This is a genomic window from Streptomyces sp. NPDC107471, assembly GCF_055582845.1.
Map to the genome: position 1 here is coordinate 126272 of NZ_JBVJPC010000016.1, position 18251 is coordinate 144522.

General features: G+C 69.9%; 25 protein-coding genes. 11 read left to right on the plus strand and 14 right to left on the minus strand.

Going from position 1 to position 18251, the window contains the following annotated elements:
- Positions 1 to 136: 136 nt before the first annotated feature.
- Complete coding sequence (locus ACZ66S_RS37725; protein WP_469906093.1) at positions 137 to 901, plus strand: HAD family hydrolase; 765 nt, start codon at positions 137 to 139, stop codon at positions 899 to 901.
- Here the strand turns inward: ACZ66S_RS37725 and ACZ66S_RS37730 are convergent.
- The gene (locus ACZ66S_RS37730) at positions 891 to 1763 is read right to left on the minus strand and encodes a winged helix-turn-helix domain-containing protein (RefSeq protein WP_469906094.1); all 873 of its coding nucleotides are present in this window, start codon (positions 1761 to 1763) and stop codon (positions 891 to 893) included. The genes ACZ66S_RS37725 and ACZ66S_RS37730 overlap by 11 nt on opposite strands.
- A 171-nt stretch (positions 1764 to 1934) precedes the next feature.
- On the opposite strand from ACZ66S_RS37730, the gene ACZ66S_RS37735 reads away from it, so the two are divergent.
- Complete coding sequence (locus tag ACZ66S_RS37735; RefSeq protein WP_469906095.1) at positions 1935 to 2117, plus strand: hypothetical protein; 183 nt, start codon at positions 1935 to 1937, stop codon at positions 2115 to 2117.
- 8 nt (positions 2118 to 2125) lie between these two features.
- On the opposite strand, the gene ACZ66S_RS37740 is transcribed toward ACZ66S_RS37735, so the two are convergent.
- Together ACZ66S_RS37740 and ACZ66S_RS37745 are read right to left on the minus strand one after the other, a co-directional pair.
- Positions 2126 to 2845: an HAD family hydrolase gene (locus ACZ66S_RS37740; protein ID WP_469906096.1), complete on the minus strand. Its 720-nt coding sequence runs from the start codon at positions 2843 to 2845 to the stop codon at positions 2126 to 2128.
- 29 nt (positions 2846 to 2874) lie between these two features.
- Positions 2875 to 3756 carry a winged helix-turn-helix domain-containing protein gene (locus tag ACZ66S_RS37745; protein WP_469906163.1) on the minus strand — a complete coding sequence of 294 codons (882 nt, stop codon included), beginning with the start codon at positions 3754 to 3756 and terminating at the stop codon, positions 2875 to 2877.
- Positions 3757 to 3955: 199 nt separating this feature from the next.
- Here ACZ66S_RS37745 and ACZ66S_RS37750 point away from each other — a divergent pair, with 199 nt between their 5' ends.
- Entirely contained in the window at positions 3956 to 4144 is a 189-nt protein-coding gene (locus tag ACZ66S_RS37750) for a hypothetical protein (protein ID WP_469906097.1), read from the plus strand.
- A gap of 35 nt (positions 4145 to 4179) precedes the next feature.
- On the opposite strand, the gene ACZ66S_RS37755 is transcribed toward ACZ66S_RS37750, so the two are convergent.
- The gene (locus tag ACZ66S_RS37755; protein WP_469906098.1) at positions 4180 to 5097 is read right to left on the minus strand and encodes a winged helix-turn-helix domain-containing protein; all 918 of its coding nucleotides are present in this window, start codon (positions 5095 to 5097) and stop codon (positions 4180 to 4182) included.
- Between the two features lie 185 nt (positions 5098 to 5282).
- Between ACZ66S_RS37755 and ACZ66S_RS37760 the strand changes: the two genes are divergently transcribed.
- The gene (locus ACZ66S_RS37760) at positions 5283 to 5468 is read left to right on the plus strand and encodes a hypothetical protein (protein ID WP_031056588.1); all 186 of its coding nucleotides are present in this window, start codon (positions 5283 to 5285) and stop codon (positions 5466 to 5468) included.
- Between the two features lie 182 nt (positions 5469 to 5650).
- Here ACZ66S_RS37760 and ACZ66S_RS37765 read toward each other — a convergent pair whose 3' ends face one another.
- Both ACZ66S_RS37765 and ACZ66S_RS37770 read right to left on the minus strand, forming a co-directional pair.
- Positions 5651 to 6901 (minus strand): GNAT family N-acetyltransferase, encoded by a 1251-nt coding sequence (locus ACZ66S_RS37765; RefSeq protein WP_469906099.1) that lies wholly within the window; start codon positions 6899 to 6901, stop codon positions 5651 to 5653.
- A gap of 72 nt (positions 6902 to 6973) precedes the next feature.
- Positions 6974 to 7597 (minus strand): RsiG family protein, encoded by a 624-nt coding sequence (locus ACZ66S_RS37770; protein ID WP_469906100.1) that lies wholly within the window; start codon positions 7595 to 7597, stop codon positions 6974 to 6976.
- Between the two features lie 168 nt (positions 7598 to 7765).
- On the opposite strand from ACZ66S_RS37770, the gene dtd reads away from it, so the two are divergent.
- On the plus strand, positions 7766 to 8191 hold the full coding sequence (gene dtd, locus ACZ66S_RS37775; protein WP_469906101.1) for a D-aminoacyl-tRNA deacylase: 426 nt from the start codon (positions 7766 to 7768) through the stop codon (positions 8189 to 8191).
- 41 nt (positions 8192 to 8232) lie between these two features.
- Here the strand turns inward: dtd and ygfZ are convergent, their stop codons facing one another.
- From ygfZ to ACZ66S_RS37805, 6 genes are all read right to left on the minus strand, one after another.
- Positions 8233 to 9198, minus strand: a complete 966-nt coding sequence (gene ygfZ, locus ACZ66S_RS37780) for a CAF17-like 4Fe-4S cluster assembly/insertion protein YgfZ (protein WP_469906102.1) — start codon at positions 9196 to 9198, stop codon at positions 8233 to 8235.
- A gap of 10 nt (positions 9199 to 9208) precedes the next feature.
- On the minus strand, positions 9209 to 9646 hold the full coding sequence (locus ACZ66S_RS37785) for a Fur family transcriptional regulator (RefSeq protein ID WP_469906103.1): 438 nt from the start codon (positions 9644 to 9646) through the stop codon (positions 9209 to 9211).
- Between the two features lie 66 nt (positions 9647 to 9712).
- Positions 9713 to 10288, minus strand: a complete 576-nt coding sequence (locus ACZ66S_RS37790) for a heme-binding beta-barrel domain-containing protein (protein WP_053846074.1) — start codon at positions 10286 to 10288, stop codon at positions 9713 to 9715.
- A 214-nt stretch (positions 10289 to 10502) separates the two neighbouring features.
- Positions 10503 to 11552, minus strand: coding sequence for a hypothetical protein (locus ACZ66S_RS37795; protein WP_469906104.1), 1050 nt, complete (start codon positions 11550 to 11552; stop codon positions 10503 to 10505).
- Positions 11549 to 12343: a hypothetical protein gene (locus ACZ66S_RS37800; RefSeq protein ID WP_469906105.1), complete on the minus strand. Its 795-nt coding sequence runs from the start codon at positions 12341 to 12343 to the stop codon at positions 11549 to 11551. Before ACZ66S_RS37800 ends, ACZ66S_RS37795 begins: the two co-directional genes overlap by 4 nt.
- Positions 12340 to 13122, minus strand: coding sequence for a hypothetical protein (locus tag ACZ66S_RS37805; protein WP_469906106.1), 783 nt, complete (start codon positions 13120 to 13122; stop codon positions 12340 to 12342). Before ACZ66S_RS37805 ends, ACZ66S_RS37800 begins: the two co-directional genes overlap by 4 nt.
- A 135-nt stretch (positions 13123 to 13257) precedes the next feature.
- Here ACZ66S_RS37805 and ACZ66S_RS37810 point away from each other — a divergent pair, with 135 nt between their 5' ends.
- From ACZ66S_RS37810 to ACZ66S_RS37835, 6 genes are all read left to right on the plus strand, one after another.
- A complete protein-coding gene (locus ACZ66S_RS37810; protein WP_469906107.1) occupies positions 13258 to 13620 on the plus strand; it encodes a DsrE family protein in 363 nt (120 codons plus the stop codon).
- A gap of 118 nt (positions 13621 to 13738) precedes the next feature.
- Positions 13739 to 14467, plus strand: coding sequence for an LmeA family phospholipid-binding protein (locus ACZ66S_RS37815; protein WP_469906108.1), 729 nt, complete (start codon positions 13739 to 13741; stop codon positions 14465 to 14467).
- A gap of 408 nt (positions 14468 to 14875) precedes the next feature.
- Positions 14876 to 15715 carry a sulfurtransferase gene (locus tag ACZ66S_RS37820; RefSeq protein ID WP_469906109.1) on the plus strand — a complete coding sequence of 280 codons (840 nt, stop codon included), beginning with the start codon at positions 14876 to 14878 and terminating at the stop codon, positions 15713 to 15715.
- 63 nt (positions 15716 to 15778) lie between these two features.
- Complete coding sequence (locus ACZ66S_RS37825) at positions 15779 to 16066, plus strand: DUF1416 domain-containing protein (RefSeq protein WP_007382995.1); 288 nt, start codon at positions 15779 to 15781, stop codon at positions 16064 to 16066.
- Positions 16067 to 16141: 75 nt separating this feature from the next.
- Positions 16142 to 16402 carry a DUF3099 domain-containing protein gene (locus ACZ66S_RS37830; protein ID WP_383547612.1) on the plus strand — a complete coding sequence of 87 codons (261 nt, stop codon included), beginning with the start codon at positions 16142 to 16144 and terminating at the stop codon, positions 16400 to 16402.
- A 10-nt stretch (positions 16403 to 16412) separates the two neighbouring features.
- On the plus strand, positions 16413 to 16820 hold the full coding sequence (locus tag ACZ66S_RS37835; protein WP_469906110.1) for a VOC family protein: 408 nt from the start codon (positions 16413 to 16415) through the stop codon (positions 16818 to 16820).
- Here the strand turns inward: ACZ66S_RS37835 and ACZ66S_RS37840 are convergent.
- Positions 16817 to 17992: a hypothetical protein gene (locus tag ACZ66S_RS37840; protein WP_469906111.1), complete on the minus strand. Its 1176-nt coding sequence runs from the start codon at positions 17990 to 17992 to the stop codon at positions 16817 to 16819. The two genes, ACZ66S_RS37835 and ACZ66S_RS37840, sit on opposite strands and share 4 nt — an antisense overlap.
- 2 nt (positions 17993 to 17994) lie before the next feature.
- Positions 17995 to 18249, minus strand: coding sequence for a MoaD/ThiS family protein (locus ACZ66S_RS37845; RefSeq protein ID WP_007382997.1), 255 nt, complete (start codon positions 18247 to 18249; stop codon positions 17995 to 17997).
- Positions 18250 to 18251: the final 2 nt, after the last annotated feature.

Sequence of the window (18251 nt, forward strand, 5' to 3'; positions counted from 1 at the left end):
GCGATCCGGCGCACGCCAGAACGAGGATCCGCCCGCCCGTGAAACCACACGCCGCACCCACTCGTTGGCAAGGCGTCACTTCCACGCGTCAGCACCCCGCGCCGCGGGAAGGACTGCCGGGACGCCGAGGAGGCCCATGACAGACGCGACCGACGACCAGAGCGCCGTGTTGTCCCTGCTCACCCAAGCCCCCGCTGTGCTCTTCGACTTCGACGGGCCCCTGTGCGACCTCTTTCGAGGGGTGTCGACGGCGGATGTCGCGGAGAAGGTCAAACAGGAAGCCCTGAAGCACTGGGGCACACTCGACGAGGACGTCAAGGGCTGTGACGACTCGCACGGCATCCTCAAGCACCTCAGAAACATGTACGACCGCTCGGGACCGATGTCACGTTGCCCGCTCGACCTCGCGGAACGCATCGTGGCCGACCAAGAGAGGGAGGCGGTCAAGAGCGCGCCACCGACGCCGGGCATCGGCGCCCTCGTGCGCTCACTGCACGAGCGAGGAAAGCGACTGGTGGTCGTCAGCAACAACGCCGACGACCCCATCAAGGCGTTTCTCGAGCAACCGACGCTCAAGGGCAGGTTCGAAGCCGTGTTCGGCAGGGATCCGTACAACGCGGCGCTGATGAAGCCGGACCCGGCCTGTGTGATGCGCGCGCTGACCTATCTGGCCCTTCCCGAAGATGCGCCGCCCTGCCTCCTCATCGGCGATCAGCTCACCGACCTCCAAGCGGCCCGGGCGGCCGACACCCGCTTTCTCGGCTACACACGGGACAGGTCCCGTGCGCGTGCGATGCTCCGGGAGGGGGCCGACGCTGTGGTCACCTCGTTCGCTCCCGTAGTGGCCGCCTGCCGGAAACTCCCCGTTTCGCCCAAGTGGCTGTCGCCCGCTATGCGCTGAGCAACTCCCAGAGCGAGTCGAACCACTGCTGCATGCTGTCCACGAACACCGTCCCCGGCGCGAAGAGGTCCTCATCCTTCACATGGTGGGTGAGTCCTGCGCCGAGACCCACCACGTCGAGGGCCCCTGCTATCTCCTGCCCGTCATCCAGCAGGATGGGCCGCCGGTAGACCTGATAGGGGCCGTACACAGCTTCCCGCCCGTTGAGGAGATAGAGCTTGGCCTGCGGCATGAGTTCCACCCGGCGGAAGGTCACCTCCACAGTGGGAACCAGTCCCTCCACCTCCAGGTTGCGCAGCACCGAGCGCAGCGACACGGTGTGCCGACGGGAGATGGCCAGGTAGCGAGCTCGCAGTAGTTCGTCGTGGGTACCGTCCGCGGTGCGCCAATAGGGCGGTGCCAGGGACTCGTCGGGCAGCAGCATGCGCAGGGTGATGCTGCGCGGGCTGATCTCCCGCAGTCGTATCCGCTCTGCTTGGAGACGGATGTGCGTGTCGAGCGACTCGGACGTCAGCGTGTAGACGTCGAGCGTCACGTCGGGCTGCTCGAAGGCGCGGTCGATGAGGGGGCGCAAGGTGACCATGCGGTCCGGCTGCGTGCTGTTGGTCGGGGAGTGGATCCGCTGCACCTTGATCACCCGGGAGCCACTGCCCTGCCGCGAGATGATCCAGCCCTCGGCGGCCAGTTCCCGAAGCACACGCTGGATGGTGTCGCGGGAGACCCCGAACTCGTTGGCCAGTTCGCGCTGCGTCGGCAAGAGCGACTTCTCGGGATACGTGCCACCGGCCATCCGCGCCCGCAGCGCACTCGCCACGCGCCCGAACTCCTTGCCGCCGATGTCGCCGGTGTTGCCCTCGCTCACACGCCGACCGTACCGCCACCATGCCGCGAGCAAACCACTTTCAGTCAAATCGTCTGGGCACCTGGACTGCCAGTTAAGGGATCAACACGTCCGGGCAGAACGAGATTATGTCAACCAGTCCAATTTGACTGGAAGTTGATCGCTTCTCGGAAGCGGTGGCTTGGGGGAGTCATGGTCGTCCTGCAATTACTGTCCGCTGTCGCGCTCCTTGCCGTGGACCAGTTGTTCCAGACGCGGTACGGAGTGCTCGGCATCCTCTGTCTCGTCCTCATCGGTGCGGGCTTCCGCGCCCGCAGCACGGCATGTCTGTCCCTGGGTGCCCTGGTGTTTGTCCTGCTGATGGTCCAGGCCTAGCCATCACCTCACCCTTGTGTCCGGACCTCCGCGAGGACCGGCCGCAAGGACTCGACGACCGTCACGGCTCCGGCATCTCTCAGCAACCTCTCCTTACGTCCGTTACGCGCGTAGCCGAGGAACGGGACACCGGCACTCCGGGCGGCGAGGTAGTCGGAGGGTGTGTCGCCGATCATCAGGGCCTCGGCAGGAGCCGCGCCCATGGCGTTCAGGGCGCGGTGAAGGCAGTGCGGGTGCGGCTTCAAATGGTGCAGTTCGTGAGTGCGGCCGTAGATGTGGGGGGCGAAGCAAGTAACGAGGCCTCGGCCGGCCAGGTACTTGTGGACCACACGGGGGGAGTTGTTCGTCGTGATGGCCAGGCGGGAGCCCACTGCGGTCCAAGTGCGTATCAGGGGGTCGGCGTACGCGGTCGGCATCGCCGAGGACGCGGCTCTCAGCTCCTCCGTGGTGAGACGTTCCTCCAGTTCCGCGACCAGGTCGCTGCCCGGGTGTCTGGCGTCCACGGCACGCAACACGACATGCGGGTCCAGCGTCTGCCGCTCGCGGTCGGTGACGAGGCCGCGCAGGCCGCGCCCCTCCAGCCACTCCACCAACTCCGTGGCCACTTTCTCAGCCGAGTGCCCGGAGAACAGGCTGCAGATCGGCCCGTCGAAGTCCCAGAGCACCACCCGTGCACGGGTGATCAGGTCTTGCAGGTTCCCGGTCTCGTTCTCGGTGTGCGATGCCACCTGATCTGTCTCCGTCGTATCAGAAGTCACTAGGAGAGTGTCAGGTCCGTCGTGATGGTTTCCCAGAGGGCGTCGAACCACTTCTGCGATTGGGCCACGAACGCCGCGTCCCGTTCCCCCGCGCTCTTCTCGAAGGAGAACAGGAGCGACTCCGTGCCGAGGACGTCGTACATGTCGAGCATGCCCGTGTCGGTCGCCTCCTCCCGCCGAGCGACCATGTAGTACGCGATCAGCGCCTCCACCCCGTTGAGCAGGTACAGCTTCACCGGCGGGGTGAACGGCAGGGCGCGGAATCGGACCTTGACGTCGATGCCGTGGGAGGAGCGCAGGGAGCGGAGGTTGTGGCGCAGGACGTGACCCTGGGCGTTGCGCATCTCCAGCCAGCGCTGGTGGACCGGGTTGTCGTCGTCGGGGGCCTCGACCGGGACCGGGAAGGCCAGGTTGATGTCGCGGGAGGGCAGCAGGATGCGGACGTCGATGGACTCGGGGTGCAGACGGCCCTCGTGGATCAGGCGGACCGGCTCGCTCAGGGCCACCATCAGCGTCTCCGCCGTGAGACAGGCCGCGTCGATCCTGACCTGCGGACCGGCGAACGCGTCGGCCAGGCGGGGCGCCAGGGCCACCATCGTCGGCTGAGGCTCCCCCGACAGTCCGGGGGCGCGCTCCGCGATCCGCGGCGGGCTCCCCTTGCTCACGTTGCTGAGCAGTCCGTCCTCCTGGAGGGCGCGCAGCGCCTGGCGGACCGCGCCCCGCTCCACCCCGAACTCCTCGGCGAGTTCGGCCTGGGTGGGGAGGCGGTCGCCGGCCTTGAGGTCGCCCGTGCGGATGCGTTCCCGCAGGGTGTCGGCGATTTCCTGGGGCGTGAGCCTTCTGCTGCCGTTCACTGCCACGTTCTCCTGGGTCACGACCAAACGGTACAACTCCAATCCATCTATGGGGAGTTGTTGCGAAGTTGTTTATCAACTACCGCCAAGTGGGGACAACATAGTTAGAGTTGGTTGCCAACTTGGTTGAGTTGGCGGAAGTTTTGCCTCCGTACCGCCCCTCCGTACCACCCCTCCGCACCACCCCTCCGCACCGCCCGCCCCGAAGCCCGAAGGGGGAACCACCATGCCGGCCCTTGCCCTCCTCTCCGCCGTCTTCGTCGTCGGCGTCGAGCAGACCCTGCAGTGGAGGTACGGAGCCAGCGGCATCATCGGGATGCTCCTGCTCACCATCGGCATCAAGGCCAAGAACCCCGCGATCAGTTCGACCGGGGCCGTGGTGCTCGCCCTGCTGGTCGCGGGGCCCGCCCTATGACCCGAGCACACCCGGATCCGCCCCTGTGGGAGACCTCAGCTCGTGAGCGCCAGCTCCGAACTGATCGTCTCCCACAGTGCGTTGAACCACAGATGGGACTGCTCCACGAACGTCGTGTCCCGCAGCCCCGCGCCCTGCTCGAAGGCGAACAGCATCGACTGGGTGCCCTCGGAGTCGTACAGCTCCAGGTGCTCGTCGTCGATCTCCTCCTTGCGGCGGGTCAGCGTGTAGTACGCGAACAGCGCCTCCGCGCCGTTGAGCAGGTACAGCTTCACCGGTGGCGTGAAGGGCAGGGCGCGGAAGGTGACGTGCACATCGATGCCGTGCGTGGCCCGCAGGGCCAGGAGGTTGTGCTGGAGGACCTGCCCCTGTGCGTTGCGCTGGGCCAGCCAGCGCTCGTGCACCGGGTCGCCGTCGCCGCGGCCGTCGACCCGCACCGGGAAGGCGAGGTCGATGTCCCGGCCCGGGAGCAGGACCCGGACGTCGACCTTGGCCGGATTCAGTCGCCCGGCGTGGATCTGGCGCAGCGCCTCGCCGATGGCGAGGTTGAGGGACACCGACGTCAGGCACAGGGCGTCTATCTCCACGTGCGGGGCGGCGAAGGCGGCGGCGATCCGGGGGCCGAGGGCGACCATGGTGGGCTGCGGCGCGGCCGCGGGGCCGGCGACCGTCCTGCTGAGGCCCAGGTCGGGGGCGACGGTCGCGGGGCTTCCCTTGGAGACGTTGGTGAGCAGGTGCTCCGTCTGCAGCAGGTACAGCGCCTGGCGTACGACCCCGCGCTCGACGCCGAACTCGTCGGCCAGCCGCGCCTGTGTGGGCATGCGCTGACCTGCCCGCAGCGTGCCGGACCGGATCCGGGCGCGGAGCTCGTCGGCCACCTCGTGATGTGACTTCTGTGGCCGCTGTGACCTCTTCCGCCCAGTGACGGAGGCGTGTTCGGGGTCCACGACCAAACACTACAACTTCCCGCCATCTTTTGGCAGTTCACTGGAAGGTGGTTATGAGCCGCATCCAAGCGGAGATAAGTACAGTGAAGTTGGTCGCCAACTTGGTCAACCTTGAGAAACATGGTCAAAACTTCACGAGGTTGGCCAACTCGGCGGTCGACAGGGGCCACCGTCCCGAAGGGGGGACCGTCATGCCGTTCATCGCCGTCGCCATCGCCGCCCTCGCCGTCGGCTTCGAAGCGCTCGTCCAGTGGAAGTGGGGCGCGATGGGCATCATCGCGTTCCTCGCCCTGACCATCGGCGTCAAGTCGAAGAACGTCGCGATCGGCGGCATCGGAGCGGTCATCCTCGTGATGCTGCTCGCCCAGTCCGGATGACGCCCGCCTCACCGGGTCCAGGATCCGGCTGACCGGGCTCCCTCCTGGAGGGGAGCCGGGAGCCCGGTCGGTCAGCACAGCCACAACTGAACACCGCCAACTGAAGAGCCTCACCAGCACAGTCACAACTGAAGAGCACAGCTACGGATGAACAGTCAGCCGTCGTCGACAGGAAGAAGGCCTCAGAACATGTCCGGGCACCAAGGCCGCCTGGACGTACGCAGCAGGGCGTCGGCCCCCCGGCCGGCGCCCGCTCTCTCTTCCCGCACCCGGCCCAGCGCCGCGAGCCGCACCGCCGACTCGTCACCGAGCCACAGTGTCGCCAACTCCCGTACGTCCAGCGTGAGATCCGCGTTCGCCGTGGTCGTCGTGCAGGAGGCACCGGCGGGCGAGGCCTCCAGGCGGTACCGGCCGCCGGCCAGCCCGGAGCCGTCCAGGACCTCCAGCACCAGCGTGCCCTCGCTGTCGTAGGTCCGCGCCTCCAGAGCCCGTACGACGTCCAGGATCCGCACCCACATCCAGTCCGCGTGCATGGTGACGGCGGCCGCCGGGGGGTTGGGCAGGAGGTGCGGGAGCAGGTCGTCGGGGGCCCGCCAGCCGCTCCTGACCCGCATGACCCAGTCGATCGAGCACAGGTAGTGCCACAGGGCGCGCTCGGCCGCCGGGGTCGAGGCGATCAGACCCCGCACGCTCGCCGTGTTCGACGGCTGCATGGTGTCGGCCCACTTCTCGTCGACGTCGTACGCCATCAGGCCCTCGACCGTGCCGTCCGGCGCCCGGTACAGCGCGAAGAACGGCTCGCTCCACTTCGGGTCGGTGCGCACGGCACCCGTGTTGAGCTGCCACCACCAGTCGTCCCGGCTGATCGCCCCCGCTGTGGCCCGGCGCATCCGGTCGTGCAGTTCGGGACCGACCTTGCGTACCTCCTCGGGCTCCACCAGGTCGATACGGCCGCCGTCCAGATCCGGACCGCGGGGGTCCAGGCCGGCGCGCGGGACGTCGATGGTCCACTCGGTGCCCGAGGTGGCGGGGCCGAAGCCGTACCGGCCGTAGATGCGGTACTCGGCGGCGATCAGCGTGGCCAGGACGTCCCCGCGCTCCTTCGCGGCGGCGAGGTCCTGGCTCATCATGCGGGTCAGCAGGCCGCGCCGGCGGTGGGTGGCGGTCACGGTGACGGCGGAGATCGCGTCGGCGGGCACGAGCCGGCCCCCGACCGCCGTCACCTCCTGCGCGAACGACCGGAAGGTCGCCACACAACGGTCGCCCTCGAAGGCGCCGATGAACCGGCCGGGCTCGAACTGCCCCCTGCGGGCGTCCAGTTCCGCCGCCGTGACGACGGGCTCCCGCAGGAACCCGGCGCGCACGGCACGCAGCCACTCCGGATACTCGGCCTCGGTGATCGGACGGACGTCGATGTCGGCTGGGGCGTTCATGGGGCCACGGTAGGCGGGCGGGGTGGGGGTGTCGCGCAGTTTTTCTCCGCACCCCGGCGGCCGTACGGCCCCTCAGGTCAGCAGGTCCTCCACCTGCGCCTCCCCCTCCCGGTACCGCCGGGCGATCTCCCCGCTGCACTCGTCCGCGGTGTGCTGGAGCCGCTGCCGGCGGCCCGAGACCTGCTGCTCGTACCGCACGAGCCGGCCCATCGCGGTGCTCAGCTCCAGGTCGGTGCGTGCGGAGAGGTCCGAGAGCTCGACCTCGGCGAGCATCTCGGCGGCCAGCAGCCGGTACTCCTCGCTGTGCGGGGTGCCCAGCCGGACGTGGCGGGCCGAGGAGCGGTGGCGGGCCGGGGCGTCGGTGAGGATCTCCGGGAGCCGCTCGACCACGGAGGCCTCCGGGAGCCGGTCGAGCACCGATCCCGTCGGGGACCTGCGCAGCAGCTCCGCGCGGAGGATGTCGATACGGCCCTGGAGCAGCCGCCGGACATAGCTGAGGTCGGCCTCGTCCCGCTGGGCGTCCCTGCGCAGGGCGCGCAGTTCGGGCAGGCTCAGCGTGGCGAGGTCCTGCTCGGGTGGATCGGGGGGCAGCAGGGGGCTGTCCGAACGCTGCGCGGGTGGCCGGGGTGACTCCGGTTCCGACCTGTGGACAACGCGGACGGGCCCGGAATGCTGCCCGGTACTCGGTGTGCTCATGCGCCTCTACCGTCCCCTCGACCGGCGTGTGGAAGCATCGTGCCACCCCAAGTGGCCGCTATGTGACCGAGTGCCCCCGAACGGCCCCCAACGGCCCCAGATGGGGGGTTAAGGATCAAAAACAAACCCGAACACGGCCCCTGCCTGGGGGACCGGCATGATGGGCACATGCGTGCAGTGGTGCAGAGGGTGGACGGCGCGAGCGTCGTCGTCGACGGGGAGACGGTCGGGGAGATCAGCGGCGAGGGACTGTGCGTCCTCGTCGGGGTCACCCACGAGGACACCAAGGAGAAGGCGGCGCAACTCGCCCGCAAACTCTGGTCGGTGCGGATGCTGCACGACGAGAGGTCGTGCAGCGACATCGACGCCCCGCTGCTGGTGATCAGCCAGTTCACCCTGTACGGCGACGCCCGCAAGGGCCGCCGCCCCACCTGGAACGCCGCCGCCCCCGGCGATGTCGCCGAGCCCCTCGTCGAGGAGGTCGTCGCCCAGCTCCGCGCGCTGGGCGCGACGGTGGCCACGGGCCGTTTCGGCGCCCGGATGCGGGTCTCCCTGACCAACGACGGCCCGTTCACGGTCCTGCTGGAGATCTGACCCCCGCCCCGAGGAGCGGGCGGGGTTCTACGGGCTGGGTCCTACGGCTCCACGACGACTTCCTGGGCCGCCGCCGTCGTCTCGGCGACGAGTCGCGCGTCCAGGGGGACGTTCCGCTTGACCAGGGCCAGCGCGACCGGGCCGAGCTCGTGGTGGCGTACGGAGGTCGTCACGAAACCGATCTTGCGGCCCTCGGCCCCCTCGTCCGCGAGCCGGATCTCGGCGCCCGCGGGCGGCAGATGGACCTCGCTGCCGTCCAGGTGCAGGAAGACCAGGCGCCGCGGGGGCTTGCCGAGGTTCTGGACCCGGGCCACGGTCTCCTGACCGCGGTAGCAGCCCTTCTGCAGGTGCACCGCGGAGCCGATCCAGCCCAGCTCGTGCGGGATGGTGCGGTGGTCGGTCTCGAAACCGAGGCGGGGGCGGTGGTGCTCGACGCGCAGTGCCTCGTAGGCGAGCAGCCCGGCCGCGGGGCCGGACTTCTCGGCGTACGACTCCAGGTCCGCGCGGGGCAGGAACAGATCACGGCCGTACGGCGTCTCGCGTACGACGACCCCTTCCGGCACCTGGGCGATGGAACCGGCGGGCAGGTGGACGATCGCGAACTCGTCCGTGCGGTCGGCGACCTCGACCCGGTAGAAGAACTTCATCGACTCCAGGTACGCGATCAGCGCGCCCTGGGTGCCGGGTTCGACGTGGGCCCAGACGGTCGTGCCGTCGTCGACGAGGTACAGCGCGTGCTCGATGTGCCCGTGCGCGGAGAGGATCAGCGCCTCGGTGGCCTGTCCCGTGGGCAGGTCGCTGACGTGCTGGGTGAGCAGCAGGTGCAGCCAACCGAGACGGTCCTCACCGGAGACGGACACGACCCCGCGGTGCGAGAGGTCGACGAATCCGGTGCCGTCGGCGAGGGCGCGCTGCTCGCGGAACAGGTCGCCGTAGTGCGCGGCGACGCCTTCGTCCACGCCCTCGGCGGGGACGGCGCCGGGCAGGGACAGCAGAGGGCTCTTCATATGCCTAAGCCTACGACTCGGTAGTTGAAGCCTTGAGAGAACAGTCCTTGCAGCGGCCGAAGATCGCGAAGTGCTTCATGTCGGTCTCGAAGCCGAACTCCTGCCGGAGCTTCGCGGTGAAGTCGGCGGCCACCTTGACGTCCGCCTCGATGACGTTCTCGCAGTCGCGGCAGACCAGGTGGATGTGGTGGTGGCGGTCGGCGAGGTGGTACGTCGGCGCCCCGTGCCCGAGGTGGGCGTGGCTGACCAGGCCGAGCTCCTCCAGGAGCTCCAGGGTCCGGTACACCGTGGAAATGTTGACCCCCGACGCCGTCCTCTTCACTTCCGTGAGGATGGCGTCGGGGGTCGCGTGCTCCAGGGTGTCCACGGCTTCGAGGACAAGCTGGCGCTGCGGCGTCAGCCGGTAGCCGCGCTGCCTGAGGTCGCTCTTCCAGTCGGTGCTCACCACACCGGAAAGTCTAGGACCTCTCGGCGCGGGACCCACGGGAAAGCGGGACCTGCTCATGTGCGGGGCCTACTTGAAGAAGGCGATCCCGTCGTCCGGCATGTCGTCGGGGAGGGCCTTGGCCCAGCGCTCGACCTCTTCCGGGGTGACGACCTTCTTCAGGTGGGCGGACATGTAGGGGCGCAGCTCGACCTCGGGGGTCTGCTTCTCGCCGACCCACATGAGGTCGCTCTTGACGTAGCCGTAGAGCCGCTTGCCGCCGCTGTACGGCCCCGAGGCGGCGGTGCGCGCGACGGCGTCGGTGACCAGGTCGATCTGCGGCTTCTGGTCGGCCATCTCGCCGTACCAGATCTCGACGACGCCGTCGTCGCGGACCATCGTCACCTCGACCTTGCGGTCGGAGTCGATGCGCCAGAAGCCGTGCTCGGTCTCCAGCGGGCGGACCTTGTTGCCGTCGTTGTCCAGGACCCAGGTACGGGAGGCGTACTCCAGGAAGTCTCGGCCGTCGTGGCTGAAGGTCACTTCCTGGCCGAAGTTGCACTTCTCCGAGCCCGGGAAGTCGTGCACGCCCGCGCCGGCCCAGTTGCCGAGCAGGAAGGCGAGCGGGACGAGGTCCTTGTGGAGGTCGGACGGGATCTCGATCATGAGTGGCGGTTCCTAGAGGGGGGTCAGCGCTGGCCCTGGTACAGCTTCTTCACGGTCAGGTAGGCGAAGGCGAGAACGCCGACGCAGACCAGGACCAGCAGGGCTTCGAAGAAGATCTCCACGGGGTGCTCCTCGGATGAGCGGGGTGCGGTGCATGTACACGGGCCGGGCCCCAGCTTACGCGGCCGGGGCCCGGGGGGCCGTGCGGGCCTGCTCACGCGAGGAGCTGGCTCTGGAGAGTCACCGTCTGCTGGAAGGGGACGGGGTTCGCGGTGCCCTTGCGGTCCTGGATCACGAGGGCGAGGACGTCGCCGGCACTGATGTAGGCGTGCCGGACCTGTTCGGCGCCGTACGGCTTGGACTCGACGTAGACCGAGGCGGTGATGTCGTGGATCCGGGCCGCGTCCGGGAAGTGCTCGTCGGAGACGGAGTCGGAAGCGTCGCGCAGTGCGTAGCCGGGGCTGCCGTACGGGGCGATGTCGCTGCCGAACAGATCGTCCACGACGGCCGCGGTGTCGAAGTGCAGCAGGTAGATCCGGGTGTGCGTACCGTCCGGGGTGGTCCAGCCGCGGGCCACGATGTGCCGCAGACCGTTCTCGGAGAGCTTGTGCCCCAGTTCCTCGCGGTCGTCCTTCCCGGCGTACTCCGTGAGGAAGTCCTTCGTCGGGAGCCAGCCGTCCGTGCCGCGCAGCGCCTTGTCGACGGTCGCCCCCCGGGGTGCGGGAAGCACCAGGGCACGCAGGTCGGCATAGTGGCTGCCCGCCTTGTTGTCCGCGGCGAGGGGCCCGGGACTGCCGGAGGGCAACGGTGGCTTGGTCAGCGTGGGGTAGTCCCAGCGCCCGTCCGACTCTGTCGCCAGCCCTGGTACGTCCGTCCGTTCCATCCCGGCGATCCCGTACGCGGTCCCCGCACCGAACGCGGCGAAGGTGAGGACGGCGGCGGTCCAGCGGAGGGTCGCCCGCAGGACCCGGCGGTCCTTGGGCGCCGGATCGGGGGTGGCCGCGAGGAGTGCTGAGGTCTCGGCACCTTGCGCGGTGTCCGGCAGCGGCCCGGCCGCAGGGACGGCGGGGGCGGGCGGCGACTCGGGCGCGGTCGCACTCGCCGTCGCGGCCGCCGAGGGCTCGGCGGAGCGGGGGGACGGCAGGTGATCCCGCGGATCGCTCTGCTCGGCCTCGGCCTCGCCGGACACGACCGGCTCCGGCTTCTCGAGGTCGGCCGGCGGGGCCGCGGGCTGCGGCGGCTGCTGTTGCGTCTGTTCCGTCATACCGACTCCCCGGGCTCCGCGATGCGGTCGAGCTGTTCGCGCAAGAGCATCGCGATACCCGTCTTCTGCATGGGCTTGGCGCTTTCCGCGGTGAGACTGACCAGGACGTCGCCCTGCCGGGCCGCGCAGAACATCGCGTCCAGTTTCTCGTCGCGGTCTGCCGGCAGCAGGACGCAACGGGCCTCTTTGTGGCCCTCGATCCGAGGCCCTTCATGCCCGGCCTCGCCGAGCGCGTCGAGGAACTCGTTCCCGGCCGTCGCTATGTCCCGCGCCGCCGCCTTGTTGTCCAGTTGCGAAAGCTCGATGGTCACCGTGGACGCCTGGTCCGTGTAAACGGACGCGAGCTCGTCGGTGCTCAGGTAACTGCGCATCGCCATCCCCGTGATGCGCTGCTTGTCGATCTGCTTCTCCACCGCTTTGCGCTGGGTCCGGGGCAGTCTGCTGAACGGCTCCTTGCGCAACGCCGTGGCCTGCGCACCGCTGAGCCGGGCGTCGTAGCCGTACTCCCCGATGTCCGGGCCCCGGCTCCACCCGTCGGCGCCGTACGGCACGAGCATCGACGACAGCCCCTTCGCCTCGGCCGTCCTCTCCTCGGCACCCCCGCCTTTCGGGAACCTCCACACGGGGGCGCCCGCTTCATGATCGGCGCCGTTGACGGTGAAGCACGTGTAGCCGACCCCCGCGACGATCGCCACGGCCAGCACCACGGACCCGACCACGGCAGCGGTACGACCACGGCGCACCGGCTTCCTCACCGGTTCACCGGAGGCGACGAACTCCGTCTCGCTCACAGCTTCTTCACCTGCCGCTCCGCCAGATCCATGATCTTCGACTTCGGTATGGGCCTGGTGTCCGAGACGAAGATCAGCATGAGGATGTCTCCACGCCAGGCGACGGCCTCGGCGGTGTACTGCGGCTGATAGCCCGGCTTGGTCACCGGCTTCGTATGGACGTAGACCTGGCCGTTGTCGCTGCCCGGAACCGGCCAGCTCCTCGTTCCGCCCCGGGAGTCCTGGTAGGAGTCCTCGCTGTCGGCCGCGTCGGAGGCGCTCAGCGTCTCCTCCTGCCGGAACTGGACCAGCCGGGTCTCCACGCTGTAGGTGCCGCCGATCTCCCAGCCCGTGTCGGCCGCGCGGCGGAACTCCTGGGAGACGAGGCTGCTGAATGTCTCGTCCGGCTGGTCGCTCGTTTCCGCCAGGTCGGCCAGCGTCATCCAGTTGTCACCGCTCGCCCAGTCCGCGACCCTGGCCCCGCTCGGCTTCTTCAGCAGCAGTTGGCGCAGGTCGCCGTCGGTCCTGACCCGGCGGTCCTGGGCGGCGGACAGCGGTTCGGGGGCCGGGCCCTTGGCCTGCGCCAGCACCGGCTGGGACAGCGAGGGCAGTTTCGTCGGCTCGCGGTCGGCCTGGATCAGGTAGCCGGCGCAGCTTCCGGCGACGACGCCGAGTACGGCCGCACCGGCGATCAGCGCCGTGGTCCGTCCGCGGCGGCGCGGCGGCCGGCTCCCGGCCGGGGTGACGGCCTCCGTGTCCGGGGCAGCCGGACGGACCGGCTCGTCCCCGGGCGGGGCCACTGCCCCTTTTTCTTCTACTTCGGGTACTTGCAAGACATCCCTCACACCCACCTGAGGCGCGCATGCCATATACACGCGCACAGGTGACTCATGGTCACCGGCTGGAGTTGTAGCCGCGCTGGTTACGATTCGGCCATGGCGAAGAAGCTCGTGATCAAGGTGACCGCCGGGGCCGACGCACCCGAGCGTTGTTCGCAGGCGTTCACCGTGGCGGCGGTGGCCGTGGCCAGTGGGGTGGACGTCTCGCTGTGGCTGACCGGGGAGTCGGCGTGGTTCGCGCTGCCGGGGCGGGCCGCGGAGTTCGAGCTGCCGCACGCGGCCCCGCTGCCCGACCTGCTGGAGTCGGTCCTCGCGGGCGGCCGGCTCACCCTGTGCACCCAGTGCGCGGCCCGGCGGGACATCACGGAGAAGGACGTCATCGAGGGCGTACGCATCGCGGGCGCCCAGGTGTTCGTGCAGGAGGCCCTGGCGGACGGGGCGCAGGCGCTCGTCTACTGAGCGGCCGCCTGTCACAGGTGGTCGACAATCCGGCGGGGCTCTCACCCGGCGGGGTTAGTCTCACGCTCGACGGCCACCCGTCCGTCCACCACACCGCCGCTCTGGGGGAATCCACCGCATGCGCGCCCTGCGAATACTTCTGATCATCGTCGTGATCCTCGGCGGGCTGTTCGTCGCCGCCGACCGTCTGGCGGTCCGCTTCGCGGAGGGCGAGGTCGCGGACCGGCTGAAGACGCAGGAGGGGCTGACCACGACGCCGAGCGTGGACATCAAGGGGTTCCCGTTCCTGACCCAGGTGGCCGGCGGTGAGCTCGACGACGTCGAGGTCGGCATGAAGGACTACGCGGCGGACACCGGGACCAGCGGCGGCACCATCCGCATCGACGACCTGAACGCCGCCATGAAGGGCGTCGCGTTCTCCGGCGACTACAGCTCCGCCACCGCCAGCACGGCCGCCGGAACCGCGACCATCGCCTACGACCAGCTCCTGAAGGCCGCCAAGTCCGAGGAGACCCGGCTCCCGTTCGGCGTCACCGCCAAGGTCGTCGGCCTCTCCGACGGCGGGAACGGCAAGATCAAGGTCGACATCGAACTGAGCGCGCTCAAGGAGCCGGTCTCCGTGCTCAGCACCGTCAGCGTCGTCGACGGCGACACCGTCCGGGTGCACGCCGACTCGATCCCGAGCTTCGGCAGCATCACCCTCGCCGACTCCGACGTCCGGTCGATCGCCGACTTCGACCAGAAGATCGAGGGTCTGCCCGGCGGCATCAAGCTCGACAAGGTCGTACCGGGTGCGAACGGTGTGGAGATCGCGGTGAAGGGTTCGGACGTCAAACTCGCCGGGTAAGACGAGCCTCGTACCGGACACCGGCCTCGTACCGGACGCCGCTCGTCCGACAGGCGAGACGACGACGTCCGTACCGCAGATGTGACGACGGCTACAGCCGCCCGGGAACCGTGGGAGCGCGGCCCGGGCGGCTTTCTGTTCCCACATCCCGGACGATCGCGTCTCAACATGCGACACACCGGTGACATGCCGGTATGTCCGTCCCTACGATCGACCACTATGAAGCGACAGGCGGATCTCACGAAGCGGCGGGCAGTCGACCTGTGCCGCGTCGCCGCCATGCTCTGTCGCCCCTTCTGAGCGGACGGCACCGACCTCCGCATCCCCCCGCCCTGGTGTCCAGGGCATCCGTGCGCCCCGCGCACCCTTCCGCACGCCCCGCCGCAACTGCCCCGGAGGAGAAAGAGCATGAGCCGCAGCGACGTCCTGGTCGATGCCGACTGGGTCGAGGCCAACCTCGACGACCCGAACATCGCGATCGTGGAGGTGGACGAGGACACGTCCGCCTACGAGAAGAACCACATCCGCAACGCGATCCGCATCGACTGGACCAAGGACCTGCAGGACCCCGTCCGCCGCGACTTCGTCGACCAGGAGGGCTTCGAGAAGCTCCTCTCGGCGAAGGGCATCGCCAACGACACCCTGGTGATCCTCTACGGCGGCAACAACAACTGGTTCGCGTCCTACGCCTACTGGTACTTCAAGCTGTACGGCCACGAGAACGTCAAGCTGCTCGACGGCGGCCGCAAGAAGTGGGAGCTGGACGCCCGCGAGCTGGTCGAGGAGGTGCCCGAGCGCCCCACGACCGACTACAAGGCCAAGGCCCAGGACACCTCGATCCGCGCCTTCCGCGACGACGTGGTGGCGGCCATCGGTTCGCAGAACCTGGTCGACGTGCGCTCCCCCGACGAGTTCTCCGGCAAGCTGCTCGCCCCGGCGCACCTGCCGCAGGAGCAGTCGCAGCGTCCGGGCCACGTCCCGTCCGCGCGCAACATCCCGTGGTCGAAGAACGCCAACGACGACGGCACCTTCAAGTCGGACGAGGAGCTCAAGGAGCTCTACACCGAGGAGCAGGTCGACCTCGCCAAGGACACCATCGCGTACTGCCGCATCGGTGAGCGCTCGGCCCTGACCTGGTTCGTGCTGCACGAGCTGCTCGGTGTCGAGAACGTCAAGAACTACGACGGCTCCTGGACCGAGTACGGCTCCCTGGTCGGCGTTCCGATCGAGCTCGGCGCCAACAAGTAACCCACCCCGCGGACACCGACCGGCCTTCCTTCCGGTCAGACCCTTCTGAATCTGGAGAAAGACATGTGTGGAGCGAAGGCCGGCGGCCCCGACGCCTCGACGATCAAGCCCGGTGAGACCACCATCCAGGGCCAGGTGACGCGTGACGGCGAGCCTGTGGTGGGCTACGTCCGCCTCCTGGACTCGACCGGCGAGTTCACGGCGGAGGTCCCGACCTCCGCGACGGGCCAGTTCCGCTTCTACGCGGCCGAGGGCACCTGGACCGTCCGCGCCCTGGTCCCCGGCGGCACCGCCGACCGCACGGTCGTCGCCCAGCAGGGCGGCCTGGCCGAGGTCGCGATCGCCGTCTGAGGCACCCGCGCACATGCCGGAGGGCCGTACCCCTGGGGTGCGGCCCTCCGGCCTTTCCCGGCCTACGCTGGACCCATGTTGGCGCGACGACGGCATGTCTACTTCGCCATGATGGGCACGTGCATCGGCCTGTTCGTCCTGGCCTGGGGAGTCGTGCGGCTCTGGTCGATCCCGGTGGCCGTGGGGATGTGCGTGGTCGCCATGGTGATCCCGCCGCTCGCCGCGATGGTCGCCAACCGGCGCGGCCCCGACGACCGCTGGTGGGACGACCCCTCCGGGGACCCCAAGTCCGACGAGTGGTGGGACGAACTGGACGGGAAGAAGCGCCGGCAGTAGGAAGGCGGGCATGTCTTCTTCCGCGAGGCTGTCCACCGTCGTGCTCGACGCCCACGACGCCCACGAACTGGCCGCCTTCTACCAGCGCCTGCTCGGCTACGTGGTGCGCGCCGAGGAACCGCACTGGGTCCTCACCGGGCCGCCGCCCGGCGCCGCGGGCACCTCGCTGGCCTTCCAGACCGAGCCCGGGTACGTCCCCCCCGTCTGGCCCACCCGCGAGCCGGGCGAGCAGCAGATGATGCTGCACCTGGACATCGAGGTCGACGGCGGGCTTGAGGCCCTGGCGGCCGAGACCGCCCGCGCTGTCGCCGAAGGGGCCCGGCTCGCTGCGTACCAGCCGCAGGACGACGTGCGGGTGCTCCACGACCCGTCCGGGCACCCCTTCTGCCTGTGGACCCGGACGGACCCCGCGGGCTAGCCGATCGCGCGGCCCAGGACGTACACCGCCGGGGCCGAGGCGGCCAGCGGGAGGGCCACGCCGGCCGTGAAGTGCACGAAGCGGGACGGGTAGTCGTAGCTCGCGACCCGGTGGCCGATCAGCGCGCACACCGCGGCGCCCGCGCCGAGCAGGGCACCCTTCGAGCCGAGGCCGGTCATCCCGCCGACGGCGATGCCCGCGCCCGCGGCGGCGAGCAGCGCGACGACCACGGAGGCCGGGGTCGGCAGCGGCAGCGCGCGGGCCAGGACCGCCACGGCCACCGCGGCCGCGCCGACCGTCACCGCGTCCGGGTCCGCCGCGAGGTGGCCGGTCGCGACGATCGCCAGGGCCGCCGAGGCGACGGTCGCCATCAGGCCGTACATCCGCTCGTCCGGGTCGGCGTGCGAGCGGAGTTGCAGCACCAGGCTGAGCAGGACCCAGACGCCGAGGGTGCCGAGGATCGCCGCGGGGCCGTGCTCCCGGCCGGCCGTGAGCAGGGCCGCGTCCGCCACCAGCGCGCCGAGGAACGCCAGCGCGATGCCCTGGCGGGCGGGCCACATGCCGTTCAGCCGGAACCAGCCGGCCGCGGTGACGGCCTGGAGGACGACGAGGGGCACGAGGAGGGCGTACGACCCGACGGCCGCCGCACCGGAGAGCAGCAGGCCGAGCAGTGCGGTGAGCGCGGCGGGCTGCATGCCGGGCTCGATGACCGGGGACCGGCCCTCGATGCGGGCGCGCTGGGCGTCGGTCACGCGCGCGTTGCCGGCGAGGGTGGCGGGGCCGTACTCGGAGGAGGTGGGACCCGCGGCGGGGGCGGGCTCGCCGGGTCCGGGGGGTGTGGCCGGCGCGGGACCGTAGGCCCCGTGACCGGGAGCCCCGGCCGCGTGGCCGTAGGGGGCGGAGCCGTAGGCGGCCGGGTCCTGGCCTTGGGCGGCGGGGCCCTGCCGGCCCGGGTCGTAGCCCTGGGACTCCGCGTCGTACGTCTGCTGGGGCAGGTACGCCGTCTCCGCGGCACCCGGGACGGGCGCGTGCACCTGGGTCTCCCAGGTCTGGCCCTGCCACTGCTGGGTGTACTGCTGGGCGGCCTGCGGGTCCTCGTACCCCTGCTGGGCGTGGGCCGGCCAGCCCTGCTGCGGGTACTGGTCGTAGCCCTCGTACGGCTGGTTCGTCATCGTCACCCTCCTGCGAACGGCGGGAGCACCTCGACCGTGCCGCCGTCGGCCAGCCGTACCGTCTCATGTCCGCGGGTGCCCACGGGGTCACCGTCGACGAGGAAGGAGCATCGCCGCAGGACCCGCACGAGTTCGCCGGGGTGTCGCTCACGCGCCGCGTCCAGCGCCTCGGCGAGGGTGGCCGCGTCGAACGGCTCCTCGGCGATCCCGGCCGCGGCCTTCGCGGCGGCCCAGTAGCGCACCGTGACCTTTGGCATCC

Coding starts and splice junctions, on each gene's coding strand:
- ACZ66S_RS37725 (WP_469906093.1), top strand. CDS start 137: ATGACAGACGCGACCGACGACCAGAGCGCCGTGTTGTCCCTGCTCACC.
- ACZ66S_RS37735 (WP_469906095.1), top strand. CDS start 1,935: ATGGTCGTCCTGCAATTACTGTCCGCTGTCGCGCTCCTTGCCGTGGAC.
- ACZ66S_RS37750 (WP_469906097.1), top strand. CDS start 3,956: ATGCCGGCCCTTGCCCTCCTCTCCGCCGTCTTCGTCGTCGGCGTCGAG.
- ACZ66S_RS37760 (WP_031056588.1), top strand. CDS start 5,283: ATGCCGTTCATCGCCGTCGCCATCGCCGCCCTCGCCGTCGGCTTCGAA.
- ACZ66S_RS37765 (WP_469906099.1), bottom strand. CDS start 6,901: ATGAACGCCCCAGCCGACATCGACGTCCGTCCGATCACCGAGGCCGAG.
- ACZ66S_RS37770 (WP_469906100.1), bottom strand. CDS start 7,597: ATGAGCACACCGAGTACCGGGCAGCATTCCGGGCCCGTCCGCGTTGTC.
- dtd (WP_469906101.1), top strand. CDS start 7,766: ATGCGTGCAGTGGTGCAGAGGGTGGACGGCGCGAGCGTCGTCGTCGAC.
- ygfZ (WP_469906102.1), bottom strand. CDS start 9,198: ATGAAGAGCCCTCTGCTGTCCCTGCCCGGCGCCGTCCCCGCCGAGGGC.
- ACZ66S_RS37790 (WP_053846074.1), bottom strand. CDS start 10,288: ATGATCGAGATCCCGTCCGACCTCCACAAGGACCTCGTCCCGCTCGCC.
- ACZ66S_RS37795 (WP_469906104.1), bottom strand. CDS start 11,552: ATGACGGAACAGACGCAACAGCAGCCGCCGCAGCCCGCGGCCCCGCCG.
- ACZ66S_RS37810 (WP_469906107.1), top strand. CDS start 13,258: ATGGCGAAGAAGCTCGTGATCAAGGTGACCGCCGGGGCCGACGCACCC.
- ACZ66S_RS37815 (WP_469906108.1), top strand. CDS start 13,739: ATGCGCGCCCTGCGAATACTTCTGATCATCGTCGTGATCCTCGGCGGG.
- ACZ66S_RS37820 (WP_469906109.1), top strand. CDS start 14,876: ATGAGCCGCAGCGACGTCCTGGTCGATGCCGACTGGGTCGAGGCCAAC.
- ACZ66S_RS37825 (WP_007382995.1), top strand. CDS start 15,779: ATGTGTGGAGCGAAGGCCGGCGGCCCCGACGCCTCGACGATCAAGCCC.
- ACZ66S_RS37830 (WP_383547612.1), top strand. CDS start 16,142: ATGTTGGCGCGACGACGGCATGTCTACTTCGCCATGATGGGCACGTGC.
- ACZ66S_RS37835 (WP_469906110.1), top strand. CDS start 16,413: ATGTCTTCTTCCGCGAGGCTGTCCACCGTCGTGCTCGACGCCCACGAC.
- ACZ66S_RS37840 (WP_469906111.1), bottom strand. CDS start 17,992: ATGACGAACCAGCCGTACGAGGGCTACGACCAGTACCCGCAGCAGGGC.
- ACZ66S_RS37845 (WP_007382997.1), bottom strand. CDS start 18,249: ATGCCAAAGGTCACGGTGCGCTACTGGGCCGCCGCGAAGGCCGCGGCC.